This window comes from Microbacterium sp. RG1, from assembly GCF_005347485.1.
GTDB lineage: Bacteria > Actinomycetota > Actinomycetes > Actinomycetales > Microbacteriaceae > Microbacterium > Microbacterium binotii_A.
On the sequence record NZ_CP034121.1, the window covers coordinates 1,268,702 to 1,291,546 of the forward strand.

General features: G+C 70.5%; 23 protein-coding genes and 1 tRNA gene. 14 read left to right on the top strand and 10 right to left on the bottom strand.

Annotation, left to right across the window (positions count from 1 at the left end; genetic code table 11):
• Positions 1–11: 11 nt before the first annotated feature.
• On the bottom strand, positions 12–842 hold the full coding sequence (gene murI, locus EHF32_RS06135) for a glutamate racemase (RefSeq protein WP_137419143.1): 831 nt from the start codon (positions 840–842) through the stop codon (positions 12–14).
• A gap of 41 nt (positions 843–883) precedes the next feature.
• Here murI and EHF32_RS06140 point away from each other — a divergent pair, with 41 nt between their 5' ends.
• Positions 884–2,188 (top strand): nicotinate phosphoribosyltransferase, encoded by a 1,305-nt coding sequence (locus EHF32_RS06140; RefSeq protein WP_137417358.1) that lies wholly within the window; start codon positions 884–886, stop codon positions 2,186–2,188.
• A 10-nt stretch (positions 2,189–2,198) separates the two neighbouring features.
• Here EHF32_RS06140 and EHF32_RS06145 read toward each other — a convergent pair whose 3' ends face one another.
• From EHF32_RS06145 to EHF32_RS06155, 3 genes are read right to left on the bottom strand one after another with little or no spacing between them, the layout of a single operon-like run.
• Positions 2,199–2,465 (bottom strand): DUF3039 domain-containing protein, encoded by a 267-nt coding sequence (locus tag EHF32_RS06145; RefSeq protein ID WP_137417359.1) that lies wholly within the window; start codon positions 2,463–2,465, stop codon positions 2,199–2,201.
• 40 nt (positions 2,466–2,505) lie between these two features.
• Positions 2,506–4,077 carry a hypothetical protein gene (locus EHF32_RS06150; protein ID WP_137417360.1) on the bottom strand — a complete coding sequence of 524 codons (1,572 nt, stop codon included), beginning with the start codon at positions 4,075–4,077 and terminating at the stop codon, positions 2,506–2,508.
• Positions 4,053–5,270, bottom strand: a complete 1,218-nt coding sequence (locus EHF32_RS06155) for an ABC transporter ATP-binding protein (protein WP_137417361.1) — start codon at positions 5,268–5,270, stop codon at positions 4,053–4,055. Before EHF32_RS06155 ends, EHF32_RS06150 begins: the two co-directional genes overlap by 25 nt.
• Between EHF32_RS06155 and EHF32_RS06160 the strand changes: the two genes are divergently transcribed.
• From EHF32_RS06160 to EHF32_RS06170, 3 genes are read left to right on the top strand one after another with little or no spacing between them, the layout of a single operon-like run.
• Positions 5,230–5,931, top strand: coding sequence for a hypothetical protein (locus EHF32_RS06160; protein WP_137417362.1), 702 nt, complete (start codon positions 5,230–5,232; stop codon positions 5,929–5,931). The genes EHF32_RS06155 and EHF32_RS06160 overlap by 41 nt on opposite strands.
• A gap of 38 nt (positions 5,932–5,969) precedes the next feature.
• Entirely contained in the window at positions 5,970–6,662 is a 693-nt protein-coding gene (locus tag EHF32_RS06165; RefSeq protein ID WP_137417363.1) for a phosphocholine cytidylyltransferase family protein, read from the top strand.
• Between the two features lie 47 nt (positions 6,663–6,709).
• On the top strand, positions 6,710–7,663 hold the full coding sequence (locus EHF32_RS06170) for a hypothetical protein (protein ID WP_137417364.1): 954 nt from the start codon (positions 6,710–6,712) through the stop codon (positions 7,661–7,663).
• Positions 7,664–7,678: 15 nt separating this feature from the next.
• On the opposite strand, the gene EHF32_RS06175 is transcribed toward EHF32_RS06170, so the two are convergent.
• Positions 7,679–8,962 (bottom strand): CDP-glycerol glycerophosphotransferase family protein, encoded by a 1,284-nt coding sequence (locus EHF32_RS06175; RefSeq protein ID WP_137417365.1) that lies wholly within the window; start codon positions 8,960–8,962, stop codon positions 7,679–7,681.
• A gap of 40 nt (positions 8,963–9,002) precedes the next feature.
• Here EHF32_RS06175 and EHF32_RS06180 point away from each other — a divergent pair, with 40 nt between their 5' ends.
• Entirely contained in the window at positions 9,003–10,097 is a 1,095-nt protein-coding gene (locus EHF32_RS06180) for a glycosyltransferase family 2 protein (RefSeq protein ID WP_137417366.1), read from the top strand.
• A 1-nt stretch (position 10,098) separates the two neighbouring features.
• Here the strand turns inward: EHF32_RS06180 and EHF32_RS06185 are convergent, their stop codons facing one another.
• From EHF32_RS06185 to EHF32_RS06195, 3 genes are read right to left on the bottom strand one after another with little or no spacing between them, the layout of a single operon-like run.
• Positions 10,099–11,547, bottom strand: coding sequence for a CDP-glycerol glycerophosphotransferase family protein (locus EHF32_RS06185; RefSeq protein WP_137417367.1), 1,449 nt, complete (start codon positions 11,545–11,547; stop codon positions 10,099–10,101).
• A complete protein-coding gene (locus tag EHF32_RS06190) occupies positions 11,544–12,800 on the bottom strand; it encodes a CDP-glycerol glycerophosphotransferase family protein (RefSeq protein ID WP_137417368.1) in 1,257 nt (418 codons plus the stop codon). The genes EHF32_RS06185 and EHF32_RS06190 overlap by 4 nt, the downstream gene beginning before the upstream one ends.
• Positions 12,801–12,850: 50 nt before the next feature.
• Entirely contained in the window at positions 12,851–14,350 is a 1,500-nt protein-coding gene (locus EHF32_RS06195; protein ID WP_137417369.1) for a S1C family serine protease, read from the bottom strand.
• Between the two features lie 98 nt (positions 14,351–14,448).
• On the opposite strand from EHF32_RS06195, the gene EHF32_RS06200 reads away from it, so the two are divergent.
• Complete coding sequence (locus EHF32_RS06200) at positions 14,449–15,648, top strand: aminotransferase class I/II-fold pyridoxal phosphate-dependent enzyme (protein ID WP_137417370.1); 1,200 nt, start codon at positions 14,449–14,451, stop codon at positions 15,646–15,648.
• A 1-nt stretch (position 15,649) separates the two neighbouring features.
• On the opposite strand, the gene EHF32_RS06205 is transcribed toward EHF32_RS06200, so the two are convergent.
• Positions 15,650–16,453: a carbon-nitrogen hydrolase family protein gene (locus tag EHF32_RS06205; protein WP_238343809.1), complete on the bottom strand. Its 804-nt coding sequence runs from the start codon at positions 16,451–16,453 to the stop codon at positions 15,650–15,652.
• 86 nt (positions 16,454–16,539) lie between these two features.
• Here EHF32_RS06205 and EHF32_RS06210 point away from each other — a divergent pair.
• Positions 16,540–16,613 (top strand) — tRNA-Met (locus EHF32_RS06210).
• Between the two features lie 79 nt (positions 16,614–16,692).
• Here the strand turns inward: EHF32_RS06210 and EHF32_RS06215 are convergent.
• Positions 16,693–17,175 (bottom strand): MarR family winged helix-turn-helix transcriptional regulator, encoded by a 483-nt coding sequence (locus EHF32_RS06215; RefSeq protein WP_137417372.1) that lies wholly within the window; start codon positions 17,173–17,175, stop codon positions 16,693–16,695.
• Between the two features lie 71 nt (positions 17,176–17,246).
• Between EHF32_RS06215 and idi the strand changes: the two genes are divergently transcribed.
• The 7 genes from idi to EHF32_RS06250 are packed head-to-tail and all read left to right on the top strand — an operon-like array spanning position 17,247 to position 22,784.
• Positions 17,247–17,801, top strand: coding sequence for an isopentenyl-diphosphate Delta-isomerase (gene idi, locus EHF32_RS06220; protein WP_137417373.1), 555 nt, complete (start codon positions 17,247–17,249; stop codon positions 17,799–17,801).
• Positions 17,798–18,856: a polyprenyl synthetase family protein gene (locus EHF32_RS06225; protein WP_137417374.1), complete on the top strand. Its 1,059-nt coding sequence runs from the start codon at positions 17,798–17,800 to the stop codon at positions 18,854–18,856. Before idi ends, EHF32_RS06225 begins: the two co-directional genes overlap by 4 nt.
• A complete protein-coding gene (locus EHF32_RS06230) occupies positions 18,853–19,725 on the top strand; it encodes a phytoene/squalene synthase family protein (protein WP_137417375.1) in 873 nt (290 codons plus the stop codon). Before EHF32_RS06225 ends, EHF32_RS06230 begins: the two co-directional genes overlap by 4 nt.
• A complete protein-coding gene (gene crtI / locus EHF32_RS06235; RefSeq protein WP_137417376.1) occupies positions 19,722–21,275 on the top strand; it encodes a phytoene desaturase family protein in 1,554 nt (517 codons plus the stop codon). The genes EHF32_RS06230 and crtI overlap by 4 nt, the downstream gene beginning before the upstream one ends.
• Positions 21,275–21,601: a lycopene cyclase domain-containing protein gene (locus EHF32_RS06240; RefSeq protein ID WP_137417377.1), complete on the top strand. Its 327-nt coding sequence runs from the start codon at positions 21,275–21,277 to the stop codon at positions 21,599–21,601. Before crtI ends, EHF32_RS06240 begins: the two co-directional genes overlap by 1 nt.
• Positions 21,598–21,903 (top strand): lycopene cyclase domain-containing protein, encoded by a 306-nt coding sequence (locus EHF32_RS06245; protein ID WP_137417378.1) that lies wholly within the window; start codon positions 21,598–21,600, stop codon positions 21,901–21,903. Before EHF32_RS06240 ends, EHF32_RS06245 begins: the two co-directional genes overlap by 4 nt.
• Positions 21,900–22,784: a prenyltransferase gene (locus tag EHF32_RS06250; RefSeq protein WP_137417379.1), complete on the top strand. Its 885-nt coding sequence runs from the start codon at positions 21,900–21,902 to the stop codon at positions 22,782–22,784. Before EHF32_RS06245 ends, EHF32_RS06250 begins: the two co-directional genes overlap by 4 nt.
• The last annotated feature ends 61 nt before the right edge of the window (positions 22,785–22,845 follow it).

The window sequence follows — 22,845 nt, forward strand, 5'->3', positions numbered from 1 at the left end:
GGGGTGAGGCGTCAGGACGCCGTGGTGCGGGGCAGATCGATCGTGCCGGTCTGCACGAGCTGCACCTGGCGCACCTCGCGTCCCATGAGGCGGTGGGCGAGCTGGATGAAGTCGTCGGCCGACGAGCCCGTCGCCTCGTACACGTGCTGCGCCACGGCGTCGGTGCCTGCCAGCAGATCACGGGAGACGAGCTGACGGTAGACGTCCTTCGCCGTCTCGGTGTCGCTCGAGACGAGACTGGTGCCCTCACCCATGACGTAGCTGATAGCGCCCTCGAGGAACGGATAGTGCGTGCAGCCGAGCACGAGCGTGTCGACGCCCGCGTGGCGCAGGGGCGCAAGGTAGTCCTCGGCCACCCGGAGCACCTCGGCCGAGCCGGTGACGCCCGCCTCGACGAAGTCGACGAACCGCGGGCAGGCTTGCGCGAACACGGTGACGTTCGGGTTCACCTCGAGCATGTCCTGGTACGCGCCGGAACCGATCGTGCCGGTCGTGCCGATGACGCCGATGCGGCTGTTGCGGGTCGTCGCGAGCGCTGTGCGCACGGCGGGCCCGATGACCTCGACCACGGGCACGTCGTAGCGCTCGCGCGCATCCCGGAGCACCGCGGCCGACGCCGTGTTGCAGGCGATGACGAGCATCTTCACACCCTGCTCGACCAGCGTGTCGAGGATCTCGAGCGAGTACCGCCGCACATCCGCGATGGGCTTCGGACCGTAGGGCGAGCGCGCCGTGTCTCCGATGTAGAGCAATGATTCACGCGGCAGCAGCTGCGAGATCGCGCGAGCGACGGTCAGACCACCCACTCCGGAGTCGAAGATCCCGATCGGCGCGTCGTCCACCACGATCACCCAGCCTACCCGCGCTCGATAGAGTGACCGCCATGCCCGAGACGACCTCGCTGCTCACCGACCGCTACGAGCTGACCATGATCGAGGCGGCGCTGCGCGACGGCACCGCCGCCAGGCGCACGGTCTTCGAGCTGTTCGCCCGGCGCCTTGCGGGAGGGCGCCGCTTCGGCGTGGTCGCAGGAACCGGTCGCCTGCTGTCCCTGCTGCGCGATTTCCGGTTCGGCGACGACGAGCTGCGCTATCTCCGCGACCACGGCGTGGTGGATGCGGACACGATCGCGACCCTCGCGGATTTCCGCTTCACGGGGTCGATCACCGGCTACCGCGAGGGCGAGCTGTACTTCCCCGGCTCCCCGGTGCTGACCGTCGAGGGCAGCTTCCTCGAGGCGGTGATCCTCGAGACCCTGGCCCTGAGTGTGCTCAACCACGACTCCGCCGTCGCCACGGCGGCCGCGCGGATGTCGCTGGCCGCCGGCGACCGGCCTCTCGCCGAGATGGGCTCGCGGCGAGCCGGAGAGCGCTCGGCCGTCGCCGCCGCGCGAGCCGCCTACGTCGCGGGCTTCGGCGCCACGAGCAACCTGGAGGCGGGCCGCACCTGGGGCATCCCCACGATGGGCACCGCCGCCCACGCCTGGACACTGCTCCACGACCGCGAGGAGGATGCCTTCCGCGCACAGATCGCCGCCCAGGGACTCGGCACGACGCTGCTGGTCGACACCTACGACATCGAGCGGGGCGTCGAGACCGCGATACGCGTGGCGGGAACCGGGCTCGGCGGCGTGCGCATCGACTCGGGCGACCTGCCCGTGGTCGCGGCGCGCGTGCGGGCGCAGCTCGACGCGCTCGGCGCCACGGACACGCGCATCACCGTCACGAGCGACCTGGATGAGTACGCGCTGGCGGCGCTGGCCGCATCCCCCGTCGACGCCTACGGCGTCGGCACGTCCGTCGTGACGGGTTCGGGTACGCCGACCGCGGGGATGGTCTACAAGCTGGTCGCGCGTCAGGATCCCGACGGAACATGGGTGAGTGTCGCGAAGGCGTCCGCCGAGAAGACCTCGACGGGCGGCCGGAAGACGGCCTTCCGGGGGCTGCGCGGCGGAGTCGCCGAGGCGGAGCTCATCCGCATCGACGCGGCCGACTCATCCGCCGACCTCGCAGAGGCCCGGCCGTTGCAGGTACCGCTCGTCGAGCACGGCGAGATCGACGCCTCTCACGAAGGCCCTGAGGGTGTGCAGGGCGCACGGGCGCACCATCTGATGGTGCGCCGCGAACTCCCCCTCGCGGCGCACGGTCTGAGCCGGTCGGATCCGGCGATTCCCACCCGCTACCTGTGAGCGGCGCGCATCACTGCTGCAGCGACTCGTAGATCTCCTTGCACGACGGGCAGACCGGGAACTTCTCCGGATCGCGACCGGGCGTCCACTTCTTGCCGCACAGCGCGCGCACGGGCTTGCCCGTGATGGCCGATTCGAGGATCTTCTCCTTCTTCACGTAGTGCGAGAAGCGCTCGTGATCGCCGGGCTCGATGGTCTCTTCGCGGATGAGCTCTTCGAGCTCGCGGTCGAGGGTGGCGAGGCCGCCCTGGTCGGGGCTGTCGGCAGGGGTGCTCATGGTCAGCAAGTGTAGCCGCGAGGGGTGCGCGCGGCTCGGGTCACGAACTCGTGGCAGCGAACTCCATGAGCTCGCTCTCACGCCGCTCGAACACCTGTGCGCCGATGGCGAGTCCCACTCCGAGCACGACGACCCCCGTCGTCGCCCCGCCCACGAGGGCCGCGAGGCCGAAGGACTGATCGTCCGAGAGCGCCTGCCACGCCCACCAGAGCGTCGGCACGCTCACAGCCAGCGCCCCCAGCATCACGAGCGCCTGCGAGAGAATGCCGGCGGATCCCGTGCGCTGCGGCTGCTGGAAGGGGCTGTCGCCCGGACGCGATACCGCATACGGCGCCGCCGCCGAGGCGATGGAGGAGAGTCCCAGGCCGGACAGGAAGAGACTGATCGTCACGCCCGCGAGTGCCGGCAGGTGCGCCCACCGTCCATGAATGGCGACCGCGACAGGCACGGCGACGGCGAACGTCGGCACCGCGATGAGCAGGATGGGCACGAGGCGACCGACGCGGTCGGAGATGCCGCGCACGCCGGAGGCGACGTGCATCCACACCGCAGTGGAGTCGTAGGCGACGTCGTTGTGGGGCAACCAGCCGAAGAAGAGCGCGATGATGGGCACCGGCACCAGCGCCACATACTCGGCAGGCACGCCCGCGACCAGCAGCGGGATGGTGGTCAGCAGCGCCGCGACCGGAACGACGAGCACGTTCACGCCGTAGCGACGATCGCGCAGCCAGTAAGTGAGGCTGCGGGCGGCGATGGCGCCCCCGGCGGTGCTGGGCAGCACCGCGAACCATCCCATGCCGCCGCGCTCACGCGCAGCGAGCGGGCGCTCGATCGTCGTGAGCGCGCGGCGCACGATCGCGAACCACGCCCATCCGAGCAGCGCGATCGTGACGATCGCGACGATCGCGGCGAGCCAGAGCCCGCCGACATCGCCGATCGCGGCGAGGCCCGGCAACGCCCAGGCGGCACCGATCGGCGTGAACGCGAGCACGTGCGCCGCCGCATCGAGCTGACTCGGAACGGCGTCACCCCAGTCGAGCGAGGCGAAGAACACCCCGACCGGCACGAAGACGACCAAAAGGGCGAGGATGAACAGTCCGGTGAGTTCGCGCGACCGGCGCGGAAGCGTCCACATCGAGGCGAGTCCCGCAGCGACCCGGGTGAGCAGCACCGCCGTCACCACGCCCAGCAGAGGTCCGATCGCAGCCAGCGCTCCGGCGTCCTGCGAGAACCACATCACGGCGGTCGCCACGGCAACCGCCGCCAACGCCAGGACAGGTACGCTGACGACGCTCGCGAGCAGGATCGAGCCCGCGAGAGATCTTGGGTCCAGTCCGAAGGTCTGGAACCGGCGCGGGTCGAGCTGGTCCGGGCTTCCGGAGATCGGAGGCGCAAGCGCGTAACCGACCGCGACCGCGCTGCCTCCGAGAACCGTCACCACGAAGGCGGATTGCGCGGTGACCGCCTGCAGTGCGATCTGGGCGATGCAGGCGGCGACCACGCCGCCCACGACGAGAACGCTCGCGATGATCGCGCGCCAGCGCTCCGCGGCATCGCCGCGCAGTGCGCCGATCAGGAGGGCGGCCCTCAGTCGGAGAACGTGTGCAGCCATTCGAGGCCCTCCACCTCGTTCGAGCCGCCGACGAGTTCGAGGAAACGAGCCTCGAGCGTCTGCTCGCCGCGGACCTCGGCCACCGTGCCGTCCACCAGTACCTGACCGGAAACGATCACCGCCACACGATCGCACACGCGCTCGACCAGGTCCATTCCGTGGCTGGAGAGCAGAACGGTTCCGCCGTGCGACACATATGTGCCCAGGATGTCGAGAATCACCGAGCTCGAGACGGGGTCGACGGCCTCGAAGGGCTCATCGAGCACGAGCAGCCGGGGTGAGTGGATGAGGGCTGCGGCGAGCATGATCTTCTTCGTCATGCCCGCGGAGTAGTCCGAAACGGACCGGCCCAGCGCCGAGGTCAGGTCGAAGGCACGGCCCAGGTCGGAGGCGCGGCGCTCCACGGTGTTCGCATCGAGACCGCGCAGCAGCCCCGCGTACGACAGCAGCTGGCGACCGGTCAGGCGATCGAAGGTGCGAAATCGGTCCGGCAGCACGCCGATCAGCCTCTTGGCCTCACGCGACCGGGTGCGCGCGTCGACGCCCGCGACACGGATGGTGCCCGCATCCGGCTTCAGGAGCCCGGCGATCATCGAGAGCGTGGTGGTCTTGCCAGCGCCGTTCGGTCCGACGAGACCGTAGAAGGTACCGGCGGGGACGGCGAGGTCGATGCCCGCGACCGCGACCGTCGAGCCGTAGGACTTCGCGAGGCCACTCACCTCGAGCGCCAGCGGGGGCTCATCCGCCGAGGCCGCCCTCTCGGCGACATCGGCGAACAACCGTTCGGACGCCTCATCCTCCGTTGTCTCGACCACCACGGCCGCCGATGCCGGCGCCACCGCGTCGTCGGGGGTCTCGTCGTCCGCCTCTGGCACCTCTTCCACGACCTCGACGGTTGCCTCCACCTCGACGATCTCCACCGGCGCCGCGTCAGCGGGCTCGGGAGCGCGCTGCTCGGTCGCGGCGCCCGTCGCCGTGACGACGGGCACCTCGTCGAGCACCTCGGGCGATGCGGCCTCGACCGGCGCCTCATCGGGGACGATCACCTCGTCGGAAACGAGCACCTCGTCGGAAACCTGCACCTCGTCGACCGCGGTGGACCGGTCCGCATCCTGCGGGGTCGCACGCGGCGGCAGGGGCGGTTTGGGCGGGATGACGAAGTCCACCGGAACCGGCGCATCGATCGGGGCCACGGGCGGTGTCTTCGCGGCGGCCGCGCGCGGCTTCTTCGCTGCCGACGGCGCCGACTTCGCTCGGGGCGACGCGGTGCGCGGCTTGGTTGCGGTCTCGCCGGTGCGGGCGGTCGTGGTCCGCGCTGCGGGCTTCCTGGGCGCCGCCGGCTTCTTCGGCGCGGCGGGCTTCTTCGCTGCGGCGGGCTTCTTCGCCGCCGCCGGCGCCGCCGCATCCTCCGTGGTCGAGTCCGCAGGACGCGTGGCCGCCGTCGGCCGCTTCGCCGCGGGCTTCTTCGGAGCTGCGGGCGCGGCGGGTTCGTTCTCGTCGGCCGCGGCTGCTGCTGCGGCCGAGGGCGCCGGCTTCTTCGCAGCGGGCTTGCGCGCCGCTGCCGGACGGGCGGTCGTGGACCGCGGAGTACGCGGCGTCGCAGGGCGCGTGGACGCCGGTTTCTTCGCAGCCGCGGAGGCCTCCTCAGCCGAGCCGTCGTCGGGCGTGGGCGCGTCGGAACCGAAAGGAGTGGAGGTCACTTCCCCAACGTATCAATCGCCCCTGACCATCCCGTCGGTGGGATGCGGCCCTGTCATCGATTGTCACGAATCCACAACGGCGGTGGGGAGATCTGCGGGCTTCCAGGTGGCCCGGATACCATGGGCCCGGCACAAAGGAGTGTTTCGTCGGTGAACCGACCGTGAACTTCGACTCCAGGAGCGATGAATCTTATGAGACTTCAGACTGTGATCCTTGCCGCAGGCATGGGCTCGCGCCTCGGCCGCAGCCTCCCCAAGCCGCTGACCCAGCTGAGCGACGGGCGCAGCATCATGCGCCAGCAGCACGACAACATCCGTGCAGCCTTCGGCACGGACGCCAAGATCACGACGGTCGTCGGCTACCGCGCCGAGACCATCGTGGAGGCCTTCCCGGACGCGGACTACGTCTACAACGAGCGCTACGACCAGACCAACACCTCGAAGAGCCTGCTGCGCGCGCTGTCCGCGACCGGCAAGGCGGGTGTGCTCTGGATGAACGGCGACGTCGTCTTCGACCCCCGCGTGCTGGGCCGGGCCGTGGCGCTCATCGAGCGCGAGCAGTCTTTCGTCACCGTCAACACCGCGAAGGTGAGCGACGAAGAGGTCAAGTACACCGTCACGAGCGAGGGCTTCATCAAGGAGCTGTCCAAGACCGTCCGCGGCGGAATCGGCGAGGCCGTGGGAATCAACTACATCTCGCGCGCCGACAAGCGCTCCTTCATGCACCACCTTGCGCGCGTCGACGATCAGGACTACTTCGAGCGCGGTCTCGAGCTCGCCATCCAGCACGACGGCCTCCTGCTCGAGCCGATGGACATCTCCGACCTGTACGCCGTCGAGGTCGACTTCGCCGAAGACCTCGAACGCGCGAACCAGTTCGTCTGATCCGCAATCCCCCGGCACTGTTCAGCCGAGCCGCCTAGCATCGCAGGATGCCGGAGAAGGTCCACCGCATCCACAGCCTGCCGGACGAGTCGCCGTGGCAGGGAGGCATCCCGCCCGTCGGGTCGAGCGAGCACCCGTTCACGGTGCGCGCCCTCGATCGCGTGCTCGCCGTCCAGCGCCCCGTGGTGCTCGCGCACCTGCGCAGTATCCGAGTGCGCCACCCGCGCGCCACGACGCTCGAGATCGTGCGGATGCTGGAGCGCCGGTACCTCGCGGCGGTGACCACCGGCGGAGCCGCCGTCGGCGCGACGGCGGTCGTGCCCGGCATCGGCACCGGCGTCACGCTGGCGCTGAGCGGCGTGGAGACTCTCGGCTTCCTGGAGACGACGACGTTGTTCGCGCAGTCGGTGGCCGAAGTGCACGGGCTCCCGGTCGAGAACCCCGACCGGGCCCGCGCGCTCGTTCTGACGCTGCTGCTCGGCCAGGAGGGGATCGACCTCGTCACCCAGCTCGCCCGGCAGGCCGGCGGCAAGGGCCCGTCGCGCAGCACCTACTGGGGAGAGTTGATCACCACGACGCTGCCTCGCGCGGCGCTCGGTCCGCTGGTCGACCGTCTGAAGACCTCGTTCCTGCACCGTTTCGCCGCCCGCGGCGGCGCCTCGTTCGTCGGCAAGGCGCTGCCCTTCGGCGTGGGAGCTGCGGTCGGCGGCGCCGGCAACCATCTGCTCGGGCGACGTGTGATCACCACGTCTCGACGCGCGTTCGGGATGCCGCCCCTCGATCTGCCCGCGGAGCTCGAGCCTCGCCCGGGCGCCGCACCGATCGAACGGCTCGCCGGGCGGGGCCTCGCGCGCGCCGGCGGTCTCGTCGCGCAGGCCGCGGGGTCCGCGACCCGACGCACGCGCGACGCCACGAAGGCGCTCGGCTCCGTTCGCCGCAAGCAGCGGCCGTCCGACTCCCCCGTCGATCCCTCGGCCAGCGAGGACCTACCGGGTCGCTGAGCGGACGTTGCGTTCTCAGGAAGCTTCTTCGCGGCCGGCGTGAGAGTCGAGCTCGGCCTGCGCCGCGGCGTCGTCCGCGTCGCCGCCCGCTCGCGCGTGCCACTGGTCCCATTCGTCCATGAGTCGGCCGATCGCCGCGTGGAAGCGTGCCGTCGGAGCCCCCGGCGAGGTGTCGCCAAAGTACTGGTCGACCCAGTGCGCGAGGCGAGCGACCGCCTCCGGATCGCCGACCAGGCGATCGACCTCGGCCAGGATGCGGGGGGCATCGGCCGCATCCAGCCACTCGCACGCGGAGAGGTAGCCGCTCGTGTCGACCGCGGCACGCTCATCGACGGGCCGCGTGATCAGCAACGGCTTGTCGGCGGCGAGGCGGTCGTAGACCATGGCGGAGATGTCGACCACCGCGACGTCGGAGGTCGCCAGCTGCCAGCCGAGTTCCGGGCCGTCGTCGTAGACGTGCTGAGCAGCGGGGTCGGCGGCGTTCGCCGCGGCGATCGCGGCGACGATGCGTCGATGCGCGGCCAGGTACTCGTGGTCGACCACGCCGCTGCGGGGGTGCGGTCGGTAGATGAGGCGGTGGCGTGCAGAGCCGAGGACGGCTGAGGCCAGTGCCTCTCCGTGACTGACGATGGATCCGTAGAACGCGGAGGGTCGATCGCCCTCCCAGGTCGGTGCGTAGAGCACGACCGTGCGATCGTCCGGAGTGTAGGGCAGCGCCCCGGAGTAGTGGTCCGCCTGCGGTCGACCGATCGCGATCGTGCGGGCGTCGAGGTCGTAGTTCCACAGCACGCGTCCCAGACGCTCGCGAGCCGCATCCCCCGCGATCAGGGCGTAGTCATACGCCTTGAATTGATTCGTGGTCATGTACATCTTGTCGGACTCGCCGTGGTTGATGAACACGTGCCAGCGATGCCCGTAGCGGAACATCTGGAAGTTGCGCGTGTTCTGATTCACGTACAGCACGACGCGCAGTCCCTGCGCCGCCACGACCCTCTCGAGGTCGCGCACGGTCGGTACGAACGCGACGGGCAGCTCGCTCTCGGTCATGATCGCCGCCGCCGAGGTGGCGTTCCGGCTGAGCACCAGGACGGGCCAGGTCTCGGCGAGCTTCTGGAGCGGCTTGTACCACTGACGCATCTGGTAGAGGTTCACGGCGCCGTCGGCGAAGTAGACACCGACCCGGAAGCGACCGACCGGCAGCGGGGTGCGCATCGCGCGCACCTGGCGCACGGCGGAGCGGTTGTCGAGGACCTTCCGGAGAAGTCCCCGCGCCTTGCGGATGTCTGATGCCAGGCCCATCCTTCCAGCCTAACCAGCGCACGCATGGGATGATCGTCGGATGCACGTCGACGCGGGGGGCCATCGTGACGCCCCGGTTCCCAGCGCCGCGGCAGGGGTGTCCTTCGTCATGCCGGTGCTGAACGAGGCGCGATATCTGGAGCGCGCCGTGGAGAGCGTGCTCGCGCAGCAGACCCCCGGCCCCATGGAGCTCGTGCTGGCGCTGGGCCCCTCCTCGGACAGCACCGACGAGATCGCCGAGCGCCTCGCCGATGGCGATGACCGCATCCTGCTCGTGCGCAATCCGGACGCCGACATCCCGACGGGATTGAACCTGGCGATCGCCCGCAGCACGCTGGCGACCATCGTGCGCGTCGACGCCCACTCGGAGCTCGCCCCGGGCTACACGCTGAGGGCACTCGAGACGCTGGCGCGCGTCCGCGCCGCGAACGTCGGCGGGGTGATGCAGGCCGACGGCCGCACACCGTTCCAGCGCGCCGTCGCCCGCGCGTACAACTCTCCGTTCGGTCTGGGCGGCGGGGCGTATCACGGCGGACGGCGCGAGAGCGCGGCCGAGTCCGCTTACCTCGGGGTCATGCGCCGCGTCGTCGTCGACGAGGTCGGCGGATTCGACGAGTCCCTGCGCCGCGGCGAGGACTGGGAGCTGAATCTCCGCATCCGCCGGGCGGGCTACCGCGTCTGGTTCGATCCCGCACTGCGTGTGACGTACTGGCCGCGCGAGAGCTGGCAGCGACTCGTGCGGCAGTTCCGTGCCACCGGTGCGTGGCGCGGCGAGCTGGTGCGACGCTACGGCCGTCGCAACTCACTGCGCTTCTTCGCCCCGCCCCTCCTCGTGGCCAGTGTGGCCCTCGCCGCCGTGACCGGTGCACTGCAGCTCACCGGTGTCCTCTCCGGCATCGCCGCTGTCATCGCGAACGCGGTCTACCTGCCCGTGGTCGCTTACACGGTTCTCATCGTCGGCGTCGCCCTGGGGTCCGGCGGCGGAAGAGGATGGCGCGACAAGCTCTGGACGGCGGGAGTCCTCCCCTCGATGCATCTCGCCTGGGGCGCCGGGTTCATCCAGGGACTCGTGCGCGGCGCGCGCGACACCGTCGACACCTCGCGGCTCGGAACCCGCAACACGCCGCTGCCGTGAGTCAGCCGCCGATCAGACCCTGATCGAGGATGCGGGCGACGACACGCTCCGCCGCGTGGCCGTCGTCGCGCGCGTTGAAGGCGCGCTGCCATGCGTGGTACCGGTCGGCGTAGGCGGCGGTGTCCTGCGCCAGGGCCCGGGTCAACTCCTCCTGCGTGCGCACGAGCGGCCCGGGCGCGCGTTCGGTGAGATCGAAGTAGAACCCGCGCAGGCGTCCGCGGTAGTCCTCGAGGTCGGGCACGAAGAAGTACACCGGCTTCCCCGTGACGGTGAAGTCGAACATCACCGACGAATAGTCGGTCACGAGCGCGTCGGCGGCCAGCAGCAGCTGGGCGGTGTCCGGAAAGCCTGTCACATCGATGACGCGCGCACCCTCGGCGTCCCTGCCCGGCAGCAGCGTGCGGGAGTGACCACGCACCAGCACGACCGCGCCGGTGTCGGCCGCGAGCCTCTCGGCATCCAGGAAGTCCACGATCTGCTCGCGATCATCGCGCCAGGTCGGCGCGTAGAGGATGACGCGTTCGTCCCCGCCGATGCCGAGACGCGCGCGCACCGCCGCCGCATCCCCCGTACGAAGCACGTCGTTGCGCGGGTATCCCTCGACCCAGATCGGTCGGCGACCGAACGCATAGGCCCGCCGCAGGATCGATGCCGCGTACGGGCTCTGCGCCAGCAGGACGTTCCAGCGGAGCGATTCGCGCACGACTGCGACCGCACGTCGAGGATCGAAGCCGGGGCGATGAAGCGCCAGTCTCTTGAGGGGCGTGCCGTGCCAGGTCTGGACCACGTGCTGTCCCGGCCGGCGGACGTAGCGCCGACGCATCCAGTCGTTGACCACCAGCAGGCGCGAGACGGCGCGGGCCCGCCACCAGTCCGGACTCCCCTCGACGACGGGGATCGCCCCCTCGGGGACATCGACGGAGAGGTCGACGACGCTCCAGTACCGCACGAGGCCGGGCAGCCGCTCGCTGAGCACCCGGTCGATCGCGAGCGGATTGCAGCTGGCATTGCGCCCGTAGAAGCTCTCGAAGAAGACCGCCTCCTCCAGCGGCTCGTGCCCGGTCGCATAGCGGCGCTCGAGGGCGCCCTGCGCCTCGCCGGCGTCGTACGCCGGGTCGACGGGCGGTCCGATCTCGAGCTCCCACCCCGTCAGCGTCGCGCGCACCGGTCCGAGTTGCGCGAGCGCGAGGGGCTCGGGGGCGTCAGGAGCCTCCGCGGAGGCGGCAGGGTCGACGTGCACCCGGTACCGCCCGCTCGGCAGCGGGAGAACCGGCCCTCCCCAGCGCGAGGCCGCGAGCGTCAAGGTCGCGGTCCAGGTCTTGCCCCGGCCGGTCAGCGTCGCGGCCACCCGCGCACGGGCACCGATCAGCTCGACGCGTTCGGGACGCGCCCCGGCTCCCCGCAGGACGAGCGCCGGAGCGCTTCCCGTGCTCCACTCCGCCGTGGTCATGCGGTCTCCTCCCGAGGGTCGCCGCCGGTGGCAGCCATGATGGCCCGATAGACCCGTTCCGCGTTGCGGCCGTCGCGGTGCGCGTGCACCGCCGCGTCCAGACGTCTGGCACGCTCCCGTCGCACCTCGCGCGCCTCGTCGTCCGAGAGCACGGCCGCGATCTGTGCCAGGGCCCCCTCCCAGTCCACGGCGACATCCCGGCCGGCGACGTCCGCGTAGGTGCCGTAGAAGCCGCGGCGGCGGGCGTAAGCGTCGACGTCCGGCGCGAAATACACGACCGGCAGCGGCACCAGCGAAGAGTCGTACGCCAGCGACGAGTAATCGGTGACGAGCAGATCCAGACCCGGCAGCACCGGCGTGACATCGGCCAGGCGGTCGCTGCCGAGCAGGTGCACACGGCGGGAGTCCCCGGGCGGTGCGTACTCCCCCGCGCCCAACGGATGCGGGCGCACGATCAGCCGCGCACCGTGCTCGTCGAGCAGCTCGGTGATCCGTGCCCAGTCGCCGGCCGTGGGGATCGCAGGGTCGTCGTCGCCGTCGCGCCACGTCGGGGCGTACAGCACCAGCCGGTCGTCGCCGAGCGGACCCAGCGTCGCCTCGAGCTGACGGCGCGCGCTCTCTCGCCGTTCGGTCTCACTCCCCCTCGACAGCACGTCCACGCGCGGCTCCCCGACGACCGGTACGCGCGAGTCGTCGAGCGAGAACGCCGACTCGAGGCGACCGCGTACGAGGTGGGATGCGGCCGGCAGAAGACGGATACGGCGTGTGGCACTGCGGTACATGAACGCGAGCAGACGACGCACGAGACGAGAGGACGGCAGGAGAGAACTACGCAGGGTCTCCGGCGAGTCGATGCCGATGCGCTTGAGCGGGATGCCGTGCCACAGCTGCACGAGGTACGACCCCGACACGGCGTAACGGTTGACGTCGCCGAAGCCGTGCGTGACGACGACGACCTCGGCGCGCGCCGTCAGCCAGAGTCCGCGCAGCGAATCGGCGCGGACGTGCGGGATGCCGCGCGATGCCGCAGCCCGCGCCTGCGCATCGGTGCGGACCAGCCAGACGGCACGGTGACCGCGTGCCGCCACCTCGTTCCACAGCGCGAGGGCGCCGTCGGCGATTCCCGCCGCCGAGCCGAAGACCCACCTTCCGCGCGCCCGCGGCACGAGCAAGGTGAGAGCCCGCCCTGCCGCATAGAACGGAATGGCGAGGAGCTTCTTCGCATTGCCGTCGCCGAACGAGAAGGACGCCACCTCGCGAGCCTATCGCGAGGTGGCGTCCGAACCGTCGGAGCGGTGTGGGGTTACTGCAGCGTGCCCAGTGTGAGCTTCGCCGTCTCGGTCTTACCGTCGCGGACGTAGCTCAGCGTCGCGTCGGAGCCGCCCGCGGCCGCACGCACCTGGGCGGTGAGGTCGATCGCGTTGGTGACGGGAACGCCGTTGAACTCCGTGACGATGTCGCCGGAGCGAAGCCCCGCACCGGCGGCCGCGCCGCCCGAGGACACGTCCTGGATGTACGCGCCCTGGATGGTGGCGTTCTTCTGCGAAGCCGCGTCGGCGACGGTCGCACCGAGCAGTCCGTGCGTCGCGCTGCCGGACTCGATGATCTCGTTCGCGACGCGCTGAGCGATGTTGGCCGGGATGGAGAAGCCCACGCCGATGTTGCCCGACTGACCGCTCGACGAGCTGCCGCCGGAGGAGGCGATGGCGACGTTGATGCCGATCAGGTTGCCGTCGGAATCCACGAGGGCTCCACCGGAGTTACCGGGGTTGATCGCCGCATCCGTCTGGATCACGGCGATCTTGATCGTCGTGCTCGAGGACGTGGACTGCTGCTGCCCCTGGCCGAAGTCGAACTGGAACGGGCTCTCCTGCTGCCCCTGGCCGCTGTCGCCCTCGGTGGATGAATCCTCCGGGGCCGCCGAGGAGGCGATCTCGATCGAACGGTTCAAAGCGCTGACGATGCCGGTCGTGACCGTGTTGTCCAGTCCGAGCGGCGCTCCGAGTGCGATCGCCTGGTCGCCCACGTTGAGCTTGCTCGAGTCGGCGAACTCCACGGGCGTGAGGCCCGACGCATCCGTCAGCTTGATGACCGCGAGATCGTAGGTCGGGTCGGTGCCGACGACGGTCGCCTTGTAGACCTTGCCGTCGGATGTCGTCACCGAGAGCGTGGGGTCGGCCGTTGCGCCGTCCAGCGTGACGACGTGGGTGTTGGTCAGCACGTAGCCGTCCGCGGAGAGGATCACACCACTGCCCGTGCCGCCGCTGCTGCCCGCGGTGGCCGAGATCGTGACCACACTGGGCAGAACCTTGGCGGCCACGGCGGTGACGTTGTTGACCTTCTGGGTGTCGTTGACGGTCACGACGGTGGGGCTGCCGGCAGCCGTCGTCTGGGTCTGACCCCACATGCTGATGCCGGCGTAGGTTCCACCCACACCCGCGGCGCCTCCGACGAGGGCAGCGGCCACGAGGAGCCCCACGGTGCGACCGGCGGTCGACTTCTTGCGCACCGGGGCGGACGGCGTCGGGCCGCTCAGCGGAAGCGTCGGCGCGGTCTGAGCGCCGGGGCCGAACGCCTGGCCCGTCGCGGCGGTGCCGGCTGCGGGGGCGTAACCCGCGGGCGCCTTCGGGTAGGAGGCGGGGTAGGGCGGGCGCGGCGGCATGGCGGGAGCCTCGGGGGCGGCCGCGGCCGGCGGAGTCGTCGGCACGTCGGACGCGGGGGCCGGCTGCGGCGATGCGGCGGGCGCGGCGGATTCGGACACAGAGTCTTCGGATTCGGGGCGGGAGCCCTGGTTGTCACTCATGGTTGCTCCTTCTGACAGGCGATCTTCACTGTGACCGTCATCTCTGTGCTTTTCCTATGCCAGTCGTGGGACAGCCCTATGGGACTAACGTGTGCTGAATGCGAAACCAGAACGCGCCCTGGCAGCGGGTGGCCGCGGGCGCCGGACTCCTCGCCGAGGACGGCACCCCCGCCCCTACGATCTTCGCAGAGATGAGCGCACTGGCGGCCGAGACGGGCGCCATAAACCTGGGCCAGGGCTTCCCCGATGAGGATGGCCCCGCCGAACTGCTCGACATCGCCCGTGAGGCGATCGCGACGGGCGTCAACCAATACTCGCCCGGTCGCGGTACAGCGGACCTTCGCCGCGCGATCGCCGAGCACCAGGCGCGGTTCTACGGGCTGCGGGTCGATCCCGATCGCGAGGTCCTCGTCACCGCGGGGGCGACGGAGGCGCTCGCGGCGACGCTCCTCGCGCTCGTGGGCCCCGGCGACGAGGTCGTCGTCTTCGAGCCCCATTACGACGCGTACGCCGCGGATGTGGCGCTGGCCGGCGCCGCACTCGTGACCGTGCCCCTGCGCTGGCCCGACTTCCAGCCCGACCTCGATCGGCTCGCTGCCGCTGTCACGGACCGCACCCGCGTCATCCTGCTCAACGATCCCCACAATCCCACGGGTGTCGTGTTCGCCGACGATGTGCGTGCCGAGATCGTGCGGCTCGCACATCGCCACAATGCGATCATCGTGACCGACGAGGTGTACGAGCACCTGGTCTTCGATGGCCGCCGCCACGTGCCGATCGCGACGCTACCGGGCGCCGCCGAACGCACGATCTCGATCTCGTCCGCGGGCAAGACGTTCTCTGTGACGGGCTGGAAGATCGGATGGGCGACGGGGCCCGCATCCCTCATCGACGCCGTGCTGACGGTCAAACAATTCCTCACGTACGTCAACGGTGCACCGTTCCAGCCGGCTGTCGCCGCGGGGCTGCGCCTGGACGACGCCTTCTTCGCGGGCGTCGGTGCGGCGCTGCAGCGCAAGCGCGACACACTGCGCGACGGGCTCAGCGCTGCCGGGTTCGCCCCGTTCCGCGCCGGGGGGTCCTACTTCACGGTGGCGGATGCAGCGCCGCTCGGCGTGAGCGACGCCCATGAGTTCTGCCGCCGCCTCCCGGAGGCGGCCGGGGTGGTCGCGATCCCGCTGACGGCGTTCGCCGCGCGGGAGCGGCGGCGCGACTACGCGAGCCTCGTCCGCTTCGCGGCCTGCAAGCGCCCGGAGGTCATCGCGGAGGCCATGCACCGCCTGATAGCTCTGGCCTGACTCAGCGAGGGACCACGCGGTAGCGACGCAGCTGCAACGCCGGATTGACGACGCGGATGCGGGCCAGCTCGTCAAGATCGATGGGGGCGACCGCGAGCCCCTCCCCTGTGGCGAGACCGGCGAGCACGACGCCCTGCGGGTCGAGGATGACGGAGTGGCCGACGCCGATGGGTGCGGGGTGGTCCGCCGCCGCGACGAACGCCGTGCTCTCGATCGCCCGCGCCGCCAGCAGGGTCTGCCACTGTTGCTCCTTCAGGGGGCCGCGCACCCATTCCGCCGGCACGAGGATGACGTGCGCGCCGGCGTCCACGATGCGGCGCGCGGCCTCGGGGAAGCGCAGGTCGTAGCAGGTCATGATGCCGAAGACGACGCCGTCGACGGTGAAGGTCTGCGGCTCATCGAGCTCTCCGGGAGCGACCCAGTCCGACTCCTGCTGCCCGAAGGCGTCGTAGAGGTGCTGCTTGCGGTAGCTGGCGACGACACCCGAGGCGTCGACCGCGACGACGGTGTTGTGGACGCGGTCCGCATCCGCCGCCTCGACCAGACCCGCCACGAGGGTGAGGTCTTCCCGCACAGCGATCTCGCGCAGGCCCAGTACGAACGTTCCGTCGGGCCCGTGCTCCGCGTTCTCGCGCAGCGACGCGTCGAAGGGGTCGACGAAGAAGCTGCTGTACTCCGGAAGCACCAGCACGCGGGCTCCGCGAGAAGCGGCCTGCGCGGCGAGGAGACGGATCCGCTCCAGGTTGGCGGAGCGGTCGGCGATCGGCGCGAATTGCGCGACGGCGAGGGAGAGAACGGCGGGCACTCCCCCATCCTCCCAGCCCGGAGAGACCTCGGCAACCGCCTCGATTCGCGCACTGCCCGAACGCGTGCTAGTGTTATCTCTTGTGCCGCGGGGTGGAGCAGTTCGGTAGCTCGCTGGGCTCATAACCCAGAGGTCGCAGGTTCAAATCCTGTCCCCGCAACAAAAAGAAGGCCCGGATCCTCGGATCCGGGCCTTCTGCTTTACTCGGAAAGCCCCGGTCAAACCGGCTTCTGTCCTCCTCAGGCGTCGGGGTCGATGCCGACCGACATCCGTTCGAGGAAGTCGGCGATCACCGCCAGCTCCGTCGGCGAATAGTCGAACGCGACACCCCGCATCGCGTCGATGCTGTCGCGGAAGTGGTGCGTGAAGTCGGTGCGCGACTTGTCGGTCAACGAGATGAGCCTCGCCCGACGATCGACGGGATGCGGCTTGCGCACGACATGGCCCGAATCGGCGAGACGGTCCACCAGCTTCGTCGTCGAGGCGGTGGAGATCCGCAGGTGCCGTGCGATGTCGTGCGGGCTGACATCCTGTCCCCGCTGCTCGCGGATGATGAGCATGCGCAGGGCGGCGAGGTCGGTGGCGTTCATGTCCATGTCACCCTTCATGCCGCTGTACATGCGGTCCATGGCGTCGCTGAAGGCGCGCACGGCCGACAGGACGCGCCATACTGCGCGATCCTTATCACGCGACGTATCGTCGGAGTCATCGGGACTCGCCATGTGGACACCCCCTCAGGCCGTCTGTATGCTCGATCGAACTCGCTAGTAAAGCTAGCAAAATGGAAGGGCGCATGGACGAGATCGAACAGGTCATTCTTGTGGATGACGAAGGCAATCAGATCGGGACTGCGCCCAAGAGCAGTGTCCACGGTACAGACACCGCGCTGCACCTCGCCTTCTCCTGTCACGTTCTGGATGACGAAGGCCGCGTCCTCGTCACCCGTCGAGCCCTGCACAAGCGCACGTGGCCCGGGGTGTGGACGAACTCGTTCTGCGGACATCCTCGACCGGCCGAGCCTCTCCTGAACGCCGTCAAGCGACATGCCGACTCCGAGCTCGGACTGCGCCTGACGGACATCGAGCTCGCCCTTCCCCTCTTCCGATACCGCGCCACCGACGCGAGCGGGATCGTCGAGAACGAGATCTGCCCGGTCTACATCGCACGCGCCGAGAACCTGCCGCGACCCAACCCCCTCGAGGTGCTCGAGACGCAGTGGGTGCACCCGGCCGACCTCGTGACGGCTCTGGATGCCGCCGAGTGGGCGTTCAGTCCTTGGCTCGTGCTGCAGGCCCGTCAACTCGATCTGTTCGTCGCCCAGCGGCGGATACAGGCAGGGGCCCGATGATCTCCTGGTTGAGCGCGGACAACCGCGCCGGGATCGACGCGGCCGTCGATGCGGCTCTCGCCCGCATCCGTCGCCGCGCGACCGACGGCGCAGAGGCGTACGCCGCGCTCACCGCCGCCGTCACGCGCGCGGCAACCGGCGGCAAGCGCTTCCGGCCGGCGAACGTCGTGGGCGCATACCTCGCGTTCGACGGCGCGGACGAGGCGCTGCCTGCCGTCTACGAGGTCGCTGCCGCCTTCGAGCTGCTGCACGCGGCCTTCGTCGTGCACGACGACGTGATCGACCATGACGTCCAGCGTCGCGGCGTCCTGAACATCTCCGGCGAGTTCCGCACGCGCGCCACCGCCGCCGGCGCGTCCGCCGCGGGCGCCGACGACCTCGGCGACGCGGCGGCGATCCTCGGCGGCGACCTGTTGCTGTACGAAGCTACCCGCATCCTCGCGCTCATCGACGTGCCGGCGGCGACGCGGACGGCGCTCGTGGAACTGTTCGACGACGCCGTGTCGGTCTCCGCCGCCGGCGAGCTCGCCGACGTCGAGAACGCGCTCGGACTGCACGCGGCGGAGGCGGCCGCCGTGCTCACCACGGCACACGACAAGACCGCCGTCTACTCCTTCGACGCGCCGCTGCGTGCGGGCGCGTTGCTCGCCGGCGCGAGCGAACCCGAGCTCGAGGCGCTCCGCCGGGCCGGCGGCGCTCTGGGACTGGCCTTCCAGCTCGTCGACGATCTGATCGGCGCCTTCGGCACAGCCGACCAGGCCGGTCGCGATGTGGGCAGCGATCTCCGCGAGGCCAAGCGCACTCCCCTCGTCGTCCTGGCGCAGCAGGGAGCCGGCCGCGACGCGGTCGCGGAGGCTCTCGCGGTCGCACACACGGGTCCGGTGGCCGTGCTCGCCGCACAGCGCGCGCTGGATGCGACCGGCGCCCGCGAGCGCCTCGCGGTCCTCATCGACGAGACGCTCCGTTCCGCTCGAGCCGACGCCGCGACACTGTCGCCGGCGGCTCTCGGGCTCGTCGACGAGCTCGCGACCCGCATCGCGGAGAGGATGCCGTGAGCACGCGAGACCAGCCGAGCGGACTCTCCCTCTACGACCGGACGGCGGTGGCCGCCGCCGCATCCGTCATCCGCGCGTACTCCACCTCGTTCGCCCTCGCGACGGGTCTGCTCAGTCCGCGCACCCGCCCCCACATCCGCAACGTCTACGCGCTCGTCCGCGTCGCCGACGAGATCGTGGACGGGCCGGCCGGAGAGGCCGGCCTGGACCGCGATCAGCAGGAAGAGGTCCTCGACGCCTTCGAGAGGGAGACCCGCGCAGCCGTCGAGCGCGGCTTCAGCGCGAACCTCGTCGTGCACGCGTTCGCCCTGACCGCCCGCGAGTGCGGGATCGGCGAAGACCTGACGGCCCCGTTCTTCGCATCGATGCGCACGGACCTCGGCGTGCGCGAACACGACGACGTCTCTCACGACAGCTACGTCTACGGATCGGCGGAGGTGGTGGGGCTCATGTGTCTCGCTGTCTTCGAGAACGCGGGGCGCCGTTCCCCCTCCGCTCCCCCGGCCGACCTCGTCGCCGGGGCACGCGCTCTCGGACGCGCCTTCCAGGACGTCAACTTCCTTCGCGACCTGGAGCACGACGCGGGCGCCCTGGGACGTGATTACCTCGCCGTCGACGGCGTCCAGCGCACACGGGACGACGTACTCGACCGGATCGACGCCGACCTCGCCACGGCAGCCGCCACCATCCCCCTCCTGCCCGCGGACTGCCGCAGGGCCGTCACCGCCGCCCACGATCTCTTCGCCGCACTCTCCGCGCGCCTGCGCGGGGCGAGTGCCGAGGGCCGGGTGCGCGTGCCCACGTCGCAGAAGGCCGTTCTCGCCGCCCGCGCCTGGCTCGGCGCCGCACCCCTGAAGGAACGCTCATGAGTCGTACCGTCGTCATCGGAGGCGGCATCGCGGGGCTCGCCACGGCCGCGCTGCTCGCGACAGACGGGCACGACGTCACCCTGCTGGAGCGGCGCGACGAGGTAGGCGGCCGGGCGGGCTCGTGGGAGCGCGACGGCTTCCGCTTCGACACCGGCCCCAGCTGGTACCTCATGCCGGAGGTGTTCGACCACTTCTTCCGCCTGCTGGGCACGACGACCGCGGAGCAGCTCGATCTCGTCGATCTCGTCCCCGCCTACCGCGTCTACGCCGAATCCCACCTGGACGAGACGCCCGTCGACGTCGTATCGGGTCGCGAGGAGGCGACCGCGCTGTTCGAGTCGATCGAACCGGGAGCCGGTGCGCGTCTGGACGCGTACCTGGACTCGGCCGGCGAGGCGTACGACCTCGCGGTCGACCGCTTCCTGTACGACACGTACGAGTCACTCGGAAACCTGACCGACCCCGCGATCCTGCGCCGACTCGGTCACCTGACGCGGCTGCTCACTAGGCCGCTGCAGTCCCGGATCGACAAACGCTTCACCGACACCCGACTCCGCCAGATCCTGGGCTACGCCGGCGTCTTCCTGGGCGGCTCGCCCTATCAGCTGCCGAGCCTGTACCACCTCATGAGCCACCTGGATCTCGACGATCGGGTGCGCTACCCGCAGGGCGGCTTCACCGCGCTGATCGACGCCATCGCGCGCCTCGCCACCGAACGCGGTGTCGTGATCGAGACCGGTGCCGGCGTCGAGCGGATCCTCGTCGCCGACGGCGTCGCTCGCGGCGTCGTGACGGCCGACGGCCGCCGCTTCGACGCCGACGTCGTGGTCTCCAGCGCCGATCTGCATCACACCGAGACCCGCCTCGTCCCGGAGCGCTATCGCACCTACCCGGAGTCGTGGTGGACGTCGAAGACGCCCAGCTACGGCGCGCTGCTCGTGCTCCTCGGCGTGAAGGGCGAGCTTCCCGAGCTCACCCACCACACACTCCTGTTCACCGAGGACTGGCGTACGAACTTCGCCGCCATCTTCGGCGATGCGACCCGCATCCCTGACCCGGCGTCTCTCTACGTCTGCCGCCCCAGCGCCACCGACCCCTCCGTCGCGCCGGCGGGCCACGAGAACCTCTTCGTCCTGGTGCCGATCCCGGCTGACCCCGGCCTTGGGCACGGCGGCGTCGACGGGGCCGGTGACGTCGTGATCGAGCGCGCGGCGGATGCGGCCATCGACCAGATCGCCGCCTGGTGCGGCGTGCCCGACCTGCGTGAGCGCATCGTCGTGCGCCGCACGATCGCCCCCGGCGACTTCGAGACCGACCTGCACGCCTGGCGGGGCAACGCCCTCGGTCTCGCGCATCCGCTCATGCAGAGCGCGTTGTTCCGCCCCCGCAACGCCTCGGCGAAGGTGGACGGACTTTATTACGCCGGCGCTTCCGTGCTGCCGGGTATCGGCCTTCCGATGTGTCTGATCTCGGCCGAACTCGTCGTGAAGCGCCTGCGCGGCGATCGCTCCGCGGGCCCGCTCCCCGAGCCGGCGGTCGAGGCGGTGTGATGCCCGGTCTCTACCTGCTGGCGCTGCTCATCAGCATCGCCGGGGTGGGTGCCCTCGACGCGCGGTTCCGGCTGGCGCTCTGGGCGCGTCCGGGACGCACCGCGGCGGCCGTCGGCATCGGCACGGCCTTCTTCTTGCTCTGGGACGCCGTCGGCATCGTCACCGGCGTCTTCGTCAAAGGCGGCAGTCCTCTGCTCGTCGGCATCGATCTCGCGCCGCACCTCCCGGTCGAGGAGCCGGTGTTCCTCGCGTTCCTGTGCTATCTCGCGCTCGTCGTGCACTCCGCGTCCCTGCGGGTCACCAAGCGCCGGCGGGACGCGGCATGACCTACGCGCTGATCGTGCTGCCCTTCGTCCTGGTGACCGCCGTCGTGACCGCGATCAGTGCACGCCGGCCCGGCTTCGGGCGAAGGATGCGGGCCAGCGTCGTCGCCGCCATCGCGCTGTTCGCACTGACCGCGGTCTTCGATAACGTGATGATCGCCCTCGACCTGTTCACCTATCCCGCCGAGCATCTCAGCGGCATCCGGATCGGACTCGCCCCGATCGAGGACTTCTCCTACCCGCTGTGCGCAGCGTTCGGCGTTCCCGCCGTGCTCTCGCTGCTCCCGACTCGGAAGACCGAATGACAGACCTCCGCCCCGCCGGTGTGCTTCGTACGCTGTTCGTCTCGTCGCGCCCCGTGAGCTGGATCAACACGGCGTTCCCGTTCGCGGCGGCCGTGGTGATGACCACGCGTACGGTGGATCTGACGCTCATCCTCGGCACGCTGTTCTTCCTCGTCCCGTACAACCTCGCGATGTACGGCGTGAACGACGTCTTCGACTACGAGTCGGACCTGCGCAATCCACGCAAGGGCGGCGCGCACGGGGCGGTCCTCGATCGCCGGATGCACCGGATCACGCTGTGGGCGGCAGCGCTGTCGTGCCTGCCGTTCGTGGCCTACCTCGTCGCAGTCGGCTCGCCCGCATCCTGGGTCGTGCTCGCCATCAGCCTGTTCTTCGTGGTGTTCTACTCGGCGCCGCCGCTCCGTCTCAAAGAGGTGCCGTTCGCCGATTCGCTGACGAGCAGCATCCACTTCTTCTCACCCGCGGTGTACGGGCTCGTGCTCGCGGGTGCGACCTTCACTCCGGGACTCATCGCCGTCCTCGTCGCCTTCGCACTGTGGGGCGTCGCCTCCCACGCGTTCGGTGCCGTGCAGGACGTCACCGCTGACCGCGAGGCCGGCATCTCCTCGATCGCGACCGTGCGCGGCGCGCGGTGGACCGTGTGGTTCGCGCTCGGGTGCTATCTCGCGGCAGGCCTCGTGATGCTCGCGTCGGCGTGGCCGGGACCGCTCGGCGGCCTGCTCGTCATCCCGTACCTGCTCGCCCTGTGGCCCTACCGCTCGATCACCGATGAGACGTGCGAGCGCGCCACGGTCGGGTGGGGGCGGTTCCTGTGGCTCAACCAACTGGGCGGCTTCGGCACGACCCTGCTGCTCATCTGGTACGCCCTGCTCACGGCCTGACGCGCACCCCGCATCCGTTCGCCGGATCCCCCGCCCGCGGGCTCCCTCCTCCAACCCGCGA

Excerpts from the sequence above, each read along its gene's own strand:
- EHF32_RS06140 (WP_137417358.1), top strand. The coding sequence starts at position 884 with ATGCCCGAGACGACCTCGCTGCTCACCGACCGCTACGAGCTGACCATG.
- EHF32_RS06145 (WP_137417359.1), bottom strand. The coding sequence starts at position 2,465 with ATGAGCACCCCTGCCGACAGCCCCGACCAGGGCGGCCTCGCCACCCTC.
- EHF32_RS06150 (WP_137417360.1), bottom strand. The coding sequence starts at position 4,077 with ATGGCTGCACACGTTCTCCGACTGAGGGCCGCCCTCCTGATCGGCGCA.
- EHF32_RS06160 (WP_137417362.1), top strand. The coding sequence starts at position 5,230 with ATGACGAAGTCCACCGGAACCGGCGCATCGATCGGGGCCACGGGCGGT.
- EHF32_RS06165 (WP_137417363.1), top strand. The coding sequence starts at position 5,970 with ATGAGACTTCAGACTGTGATCCTTGCCGCAGGCATGGGCTCGCGCCTC.
- EHF32_RS06170 (WP_137417364.1), top strand. The coding sequence starts at position 6,710 with ATGCCGGAGAAGGTCCACCGCATCCACAGCCTGCCGGACGAGTCGCCG.
- EHF32_RS06175 (WP_137417365.1), bottom strand. The coding sequence starts at position 8,962 with ATGGGCCTGGCATCAGACATCCGCAAGGCGCGGGGACTTCTCCGGAAG.
- EHF32_RS06180 (WP_137417366.1), top strand. The coding sequence starts at position 9,003 with ATGCACGTCGACGCGGGGGGCCATCGTGACGCCCCGGTTCCCAGCGCC.
- EHF32_RS06185 (WP_137417367.1), bottom strand. The coding sequence starts at position 11,547 with ATGACCACGGCGGAGTGGAGCACGGGAAGCGCTCCGGCGCTCGTCCTG.
- EHF32_RS06195 (WP_137417369.1), bottom strand. The coding sequence starts at position 14,350 with ATGAGTGACAACCAGGGCTCCCGCCCCGAATCCGAAGACTCTGTGTCC.
- EHF32_RS06200 (WP_137417370.1), top strand. The coding sequence starts at position 14,449 with ATGCGAAACCAGAACGCGCCCTGGCAGCGGGTGGCCGCGGGCGCCGGA.
- EHF32_RS06215 (WP_137417372.1), bottom strand. The coding sequence starts at position 17,175 with ATGGCGAGTCCCGATGACTCCGACGATACGTCGCGTGATAAGGATCGC.
- idi (WP_137417373.1), top strand. The coding sequence starts at position 17,247 with ATGGACGAGATCGAACAGGTCATTCTTGTGGATGACGAAGGCAATCAG.
- EHF32_RS06225 (WP_137417374.1), top strand. The coding sequence starts at position 17,798 with ATGATCTCCTGGTTGAGCGCGGACAACCGCGCCGGGATCGACGCGGCC.
- crtI (WP_137417376.1), top strand. The coding sequence starts at position 19,722 with ATGAGTCGTACCGTCGTCATCGGAGGCGGCATCGCGGGGCTCGCCACG.
- EHF32_RS06240 (WP_137417377.1), top strand. The coding sequence starts at position 21,275 with ATGCCCGGTCTCTACCTGCTGGCGCTGCTCATCAGCATCGCCGGGGTG.
- EHF32_RS06245 (WP_137417378.1), top strand. The coding sequence starts at position 21,598 with ATGACCTACGCGCTGATCGTGCTGCCCTTCGTCCTGGTGACCGCCGTC.
- EHF32_RS06250 (WP_137417379.1), top strand. The coding sequence starts at position 21,900 with ATGACAGACCTCCGCCCCGCCGGTGTGCTTCGTACGCTGTTCGTCTCG.